This is a genomic window from Lacticaseibacillus pantheris DSM 15945 = JCM 12539 = NBRC 106106 (genome assembly GCF_001591865.1).
Lineage (GTDB): Bacteria > Bacillota > Bacilli > Lactobacillales > Lactobacillaceae > Lacticaseibacillus > Lacticaseibacillus pantheris.
Map to the genome: position 1 here is coordinate 1 of NZ_BCVS01000125.1, position 6539 is coordinate 6539.

Here is a 6539-nt window from a genome sequence, read left to right on the forward strand (position 1 = left end):
TTTCGCCCTAGCAGTGGTTACCATGGAGCGCCCCACGTAAGCCGCAGCTCACCGGCCCGGCCTACGCTGCCGCCAACCTCAAACGTAGTAACACCCGCGCGTTCGCAACACCCTAGGCGTAGGCAGCGCCTTGCAGTACAATGAAGCTAACATTGAATGTAAGCAGAGGGGTACAGAATGGCTGAATATGCAGAACCAGTGCAAGGATTACTCGACGAACTGAGCCGCGTTTTGGGCCACCAGGTGCAGGTCGAAGCTGCGGGGGCCGCAAGCGGTGTTTTGAACCACGATCAGGGCGACCTAACCGTGAACGCAGACGGCCAGGTGACCGTGACCATCACGGACACCACGAACATCGACTACACTTTGAGCCATGAACTAGTGCACTTCATGATGAACATGAAGGGTTACCTGATGATGGAGATGCCCCTGCACGGGGATGACCAGGAATACGACGCCATGCGGATTTCGACGGCCAAACTGCTGGAACTGGCAGCCCAACACGTAATGGTGGTTGCCTGGCAGCGTGAAAATGGCTTACTGGACGACGGGGTGGATCAGTCAGTGATTGCTGGCTTTGAGCAACAGCTCGATGATGAAGACCCAGATCATCCCGACGACATGATTGCTTTCCGCACGCTCTTGCTACTGGACGGGCTGGTTTACGTTCACCAGATGCCGAAACCGGATAACACTCTGCGTGCCTGGCGCAACCGGTACCCGGCGGCCATGGCGGCGGCGGAAGATCTGTTTGCGCTCATTAGCGAACACGAACCGGACACGCCGCGGCGGTTGCGCGGTGTCGAGGTCAAGTTACTGGCTCACTTTGAACAGTTCCTCATTGACCAAGGGTACGCGCAACTTAGCTTACCCGACTTTGTGGTGGTGCCGCCGGTGCTGTCGCAGCGCCAATTACGGCTGGAATTAACCCAACTGTACACGTTGAATGAAACGTCACTCAACGTTGACGGTGACGACTTAACGGGTTACGTGGCCCAGGGTAATACGGACGAGCAAACGGCCTTTGTGCTGACCTTACCGAGTGACGCTGCGTCGGCGGACGCGTTGCAGGCACTATACCAGCGGCCCGTTAAGGATGTTTTGGATGAGTTTGAGTTAACCTATAGCGAGCGGTAAACGTGCCGTGAATTGAGGTGTACTTATGGACAAATCGCGTTTGGAGGCTTCAACTGATGGCGTGATCGCCATCATTATTACCATTATGGTACTGGAATTCCACGTACCCGCGGGTGACACGCTCCGGGCGCTCCTCGGTGTCTGGCACCAGTTTGTGGTCTACCTGGCCAGCTTTGCGACCGTCGCCGTTTATTGGCACAGCCACCACTATATTTTCAGCCGCGTCCAGACCGTTTCCCGGCAGACGCTGTGGCTGAACACGCTGTTTCTGCTGACGTTATCACTGTTTCCCTTTGCGACAGCGTGGGTGGGCGAGACGACGTTAGTGGCGTTGGTTCCCGAGCAACTGTACGGGATTGTGCTGTTGGTCACCGACATCGCGTTTGATCTGCTGGTCATTTGCATGCTGCGTGACGGGGCTGACGACGTTTTGCGGACTACCGTGCACAAGACGCACCTCTCGATTGCCGGCAACGTGGTCGCCATCGCGGCCGGCTGGCTGTGGCCACCGTTAACGCTCATCATCAACGTGTTGATTCTGATTAACTGGCTGGTGCCAGACCAGCTGGGCTGGCGTAGGGGGAAACGAAGTTGAAAGAATACACCGTCATCGCGTTACGGACACCGCAGGGGGTAGTCGGTATTAACCGTCGCAAGCCGCCGTTTAGGGGGATGTGGAACCTGATTGGGGGCAAAGTCGAACCGGACGAGACCCAGCAACATGGAGCCATGCGCGAAACGTTCGAGGAGACCGGGGTCGAGTTGCCCGAAGCCGCCTTTGACTTTGTGGGCACCATGGACTGGGTGATTGACGGTCAAAAAAGTGGCGTGATGTACCTCTACCTAGCCGATACCGATGACCAGTTGCGGTTGCCGCGGAATACCCGTGAAGGCATTTTGGCGGCCCTCGAGCCGGAGTGGGTGACCCTACCGGACAACCAGGGCGTGGTGCCGGACTTGCAACCACTGCTGCCGCTGATGCTACGTGAGCACGGGTTGAACCTGGAGGCGCGCTATCGCGGTGATGAATTAATCAGTGTGCAGGCAAAATAATAGCTATGTAACGTCAACGACCGTCGTGCGGGCCAAAGGGGCTCATCACGGCGGTCGTTTTGCGTACTAATTGATCTTGCGGTGCGGGTTCAGAATCTGCATGGGGTCAAAGAGGGCTTTGATTTGGTGCTGCAGTTGGTCGACGTCACCACCGAGTTCCGCGTTGTTCCACTGGTTTTTGAGCATCCCCACCGCGTGTTCGCCCGAGATGGTTCCGCCGAGTGCGAGCGTCTTATGGAACATGTCCTGCAGGGCGCCTGGCACCGCCGCGGGCATATCCTGATTCTCCGGCCACACGATGGTTGGGTGGACGTTCCCGTCGCCAGCATGTCCGGCGGTGTAAATCTTGAGTCCGGTACGTTGGCCCACTTCTTGAACGTAATCCATTAACGTTGCCAGCTGGGACAAAGGCACCGCCATGTCTTCCATAATGTGATTTTGACCCTCAAAGATGGCGGGTAACATGTCCTGGCGCAACTTTTCGAGGGCGGCCTGTTCCTGTGCGTCACTAGTGACCTGGACGTGGTTGGCACCGTGCTGGGCAAGCAGGTCATTAACAACGGTCATGGCGGCATCGGTGCTGTTATCAACTTTGAAGATCAGCATGGAGCCACTGTTATCGCCGTAGTGGGTGCCCTCGTACTGGTCCAAAGCCGCGATGGTCGGTGCGTCGAGAGCCTCCAACATGGTGGGGTAAACGCCGGAAATACGGATGGCGGCGACTGCGTCTGCAAGGCGGGTCATATTGTCAAAGAAGGCGATACCGACCGCGGATTGCCCCAGCGGAATGGGGAGCAACTTGACCGTGACTTCGGTCACTACGCCCAGTGTGCCCTCAGAACCGATGAAGAGCTGGGTGAGGTCGTAGCCAAACGCCTGCTTGAGGGTACGGCCGCCGACCTTGATGGCGCGGCCGTCCGCCAGCACCACTTTGAGCCCCAGCACGTTGTCCTTGGTCGCCCCGTACTTAACGGTACTCATCCCGCCGGCGTTGGTGGCGACGTTACCACCGATGCCCGAAATCTTTTTCGAGCCCGGGTCGGGTGCGTAAAACATGCCCTGTTTGCGTGCGGCCGCGTCAAGGTCACCGTTAATGACACCGGGTTGGACAACGGCCAGCGAATCGGCTTTGCTAATCTCGATGATTTGGTTCATGTCCTTAGTGGAAAGGATAATGCTGCCGGCGAGACCGTCCGCGCCGATGACGGTGCTGGTGAACTGGTTCTGGGTCACGACGGGGATGTGATACTTGCGGGCAACGTCCAGGGTGCCCTGCACGTCAGGCACAGAGTGGGCGCGGACTACGGCTAAGGCGAGGCCGCTGTCGTCGTCGGTCATACGGCTGCTGAACGAATACTCGCGGAGTGTGTCGCTGTCGGTGACCACCAGACCGTCAGGGACACTTTGGGTGAGGTCGGTAATTACTTGCTGGTCGGTGAAAGCTGAGAATACTGTCATGGGTAGACTTCCTTTCGTTTTTTATTTACGAGGTCATCATAGTCCATTTTGCGCGTAATATCATGTGTTCGTAGCCCACGTTAACCGCTGGTATAACGGGGCGAGGACAATTATTTTTCCAAGTCGGAGTATCTGGGTGCAAGGGGGGAAAGCAAGCGGTTGGCCGCTGCTCCCAAATTTCCCCACGCCAAACTGAAGGGCCCACGAATGGCTGTGGTATACTGATGACAATTGCGGCTGTTGCCAGTACGATTTGGCGACGGCCGGTGATCAACAATATTTCTGGAGGTTAGGCTCATATGTCTACAAAACCAACGTACTACATCACTACACCAATCTATTACCCATCCGGTAAGCTTACTATCGGTAACGCGTACACGACGATCGTGGCCGACGTGCTGGCCCGCTACAAGCGCCAGACCGGCTATGACGTTTTCTTCCTGACCGGGACTGACGAACACGGACTGAAAATTGAACAGAAGGCCGAAAAGCTGCACCAGTCGCCGCAAGAATACGTGGACGGCATGGTGGTCGGTATCAAGAAGTTGTGGGAAACGCTACATATCACTAACGATAAGTTCATCCGGACTACGGATGCTGAACACGTGCAGGCCGTGCAGAAGATTGTGCAGCAACTCATCGATCAGGGTGACGTTTACCTGGGCGAATACACCGGCTGGTACTCCGTTGAGGACGAAGAATACTTCACCGAAACGCAGTTGGCTGAGGTGTACCGTGATGATGATGGCAAAGTGATTGGCGGGAAGGCCCCATCTGGCCATGATGTGCAGCTGGTGAAGGAAGAAAGCTACTTCTTCCGGATGAGCAAGTATGCCGACCGGTTGCTCAAGTACTATGAGGACCACCCCGACTTTATCCAACCAGAATCCCGCAAGAACGAAATGATTAATAATTTCATCAAGCCGGGCCTGGAAGACTTAGCGATGAGCCGGACTAGCTTCACTTGGGGTGTGCCGGTTCCGGGCAACCCGAAGCACGTCGTTTACGTGTGGGTTGATGCCTTGCTGAACTATATCACCGCGCTGGGTTATGGCAGTGACGATGACAGTTTATTCCAGAAGTACTGGCCTGCTAACGTTCAGTTTGTGGGTAAGGAAATCGTGCGTTTCCACACCATCTACTGGCCGATTATTTTGATGGCTCTGAACATCCCGATTCCTGAAAAGGTGTACGGGCATGGTTGGCTATTGATGAAGGACGGCAAGATGAGTAAGTCCAAGGGGAACGCAGTGTACCCCGAGACGCTGATTAACCGTTACGGCTTGGACGCCCTGCGTTACTACATGATTCGTGCCATTCCGTTTGGCCGCGACGGTGTGTTCACGCCAGAGGACTTTGTGGACCGCATCAACTTTGACTTGGCCAACGACCTCGGGAACCTGTTGAACCGGACTGTCGCCATGATTAACAAGTACTGTGACGGTCAGGTGCCCGCACTGGACGCCGGCCGGACGGCTTTTGATGACGATCTGGAGGCAACGGCTCAGCAAACGGTTGCGGATTACGCGGCCCAAATGGACGACTTGCAGTTCTCCGACGCGATGGATACCGCGTGGAAGTTGGTCGCGCGCGCCAACAAGTACATCGACGAAACCGAGCCGTGGGTGTTGGCGAAGGATGAGGCCAAGCACGATGAGCTAGCTTCCGTCATGGCACACCTGGCCGAGAGCCTGCGCGTGATAGCCGTGTTGGCAAAGCCGGTGCTGGTTGAATCTGCCGGGGCCATCTTTGCACAACTCGGTCTCGACAAGGACGACGCCGAGCAGCAGTTGCCTGAGTTCGGCCACCTGCCAGCTGGGGCAACCGTCGTGGCCAAGGGTGAGCCCATCTTCCCACGTTTGGACGTGGAAACTGAGGTGGCTTACATTAAGGGCGAGATGGCGAAGAGCAAGGACAAGAAGGTTGAGGGTAACAAGAAGAAGGCGGCCGCGGCTGCTGAAGGTACCCGCAAGGCCGAGATTAGCTTTGACGACTTTGACAAGACTGAAATTCGCGTCGCCGAAATTCTGGCCGTGGAGCCGGTTAAGGGCTCAAGCAAGCTGTTGCAGTTCACGCTGGATGCGGGCGATGAGGGTGACCGGACGATTCTTAGTGGTATTCACAAGTACTACCCGGAATATCAGGAATTAGTTGGTAAGAAGGTCATGGCCGTGGTTAACATGAAGCCGCGCAAGATGCTCGGGATTGAAAGCCAGGGGATGCTTCTTTCCAGTGAGGATGCTGCTGGCAAAGTAACTCTGATTACGTTGGACCCCAGCATTGCCAATGGCGCACTGTTGGGATAATTAATCCTCGAATATACACTAAGGGCCCGTGCAGATTATGTGCACAGGCCCTTAGTTTTTTGGTTTACAACGCGATTTTATGGGTGTCAATGAGGTGCCGTAGAGCGTTGTCGATGGCGGTGATTGTTCCGCGTGCATCCGCCTTGAACGCGTCCACGTACGATGCCTGGTCGGTGCTGATATCAGCTACCTGTTCACCGTTCATGTCGCTGATGGTGATGCGGCTACCGTCCAGGTGGGCGGTGAAGTAACTGCCTTCAGTTGCTTCGTCCAGGTAGTCCTGAGCTGACTGGCGGAGTCCTTGGCTGATGACATCCTCAGCGGTGGTGGGGTGGCCGGCATCGGCGGCCGCCTGCACCATCTTGGTCACTTGTTCCATATCTTCGGGAATATTATTCAATGTGTGCACCTCCAACAAATATTTGTGATTGTCCGATTGTTACTACAAGCAAAGCTTACTCTTCGTCAGCATCCTTGTCACTAAGCATTTTGGGATGGGTGGAGTTGGCGGTTCTGACCGGTGGCGGTGCCTTGGGGTGCTGCGACTTTGTGGACCGCTCCATGTGGCTGGTCGTACTGGCGTGG

6 protein-coding genes are annotated in these 6539 nt (G+C 55.9%); 4 read left to right on the top strand and 2 right to left on the bottom strand.

The features are described 5' to 3' along the window. The first annotated feature begins 177 nt into the window (after positions 1–177). Genes LPA02S_RS10270 through LPA02S_RS10280 form a run of 3 tightly spaced genes read left to right on the top strand, consistent with a single transcriptional unit; the run spans position 178 to position 2190 of the window. The gene (locus LPA02S_RS10270; RefSeq protein ID WP_054650854.1) at positions 178–1137 is read left to right on the top strand and encodes a hypothetical protein; all 960 of its coding nucleotides are present in this window, start codon (positions 178–180) and stop codon (positions 1135–1137) included. Positions 1138–1162: 25 nt separating this feature from the next. After that, entirely contained in the window at positions 1163–1732 is a 570-nt protein-coding gene (locus LPA02S_RS10275; protein ID WP_056956821.1) for a TMEM175 family protein, read from the top strand. Further along, complete coding sequence (locus LPA02S_RS10280; protein ID WP_056956820.1) at positions 1729–2190, top strand: NUDIX domain-containing protein; 462 nt, start codon at positions 1729–1731, stop codon at positions 2188–2190. Before LPA02S_RS10275 ends, LPA02S_RS10280 begins: the two co-directional genes overlap by 4 nt. Before the next feature lie 66 nt (positions 2191–2256). Here LPA02S_RS10280 and LPA02S_RS10285 read toward each other — a convergent pair whose 3' ends face one another. Then, positions 2257–3648, bottom strand: a complete 1392-nt coding sequence (locus LPA02S_RS10285; RefSeq protein WP_056956819.1) for an FAD-binding oxidoreductase — start codon at positions 3646–3648, stop codon at positions 2257–2259. A gap of 299 nt (positions 3649–3947) precedes the next feature. Between LPA02S_RS10285 and metG the strand changes: the two genes are divergently transcribed. Further along, positions 3948–5954, top strand: coding sequence for a methionine--tRNA ligase (metG, locus tag LPA02S_RS10290; protein WP_056956818.1), 2007 nt, complete (start codon positions 3948–3950; stop codon positions 5952–5954). Between the two features lie 64 nt (positions 5955–6018). Here the strand turns inward: metG and LPA02S_RS10295 are convergent, their stop codons facing one another. Next, positions 6019–6354: a hypothetical protein gene (locus tag LPA02S_RS10295; protein WP_054650864.1), complete on the bottom strand. Its 336-nt coding sequence runs from the start codon at positions 6352–6354 to the stop codon at positions 6019–6021. Between the last annotated feature and the right edge of the window lie 185 nt (positions 6355–6539).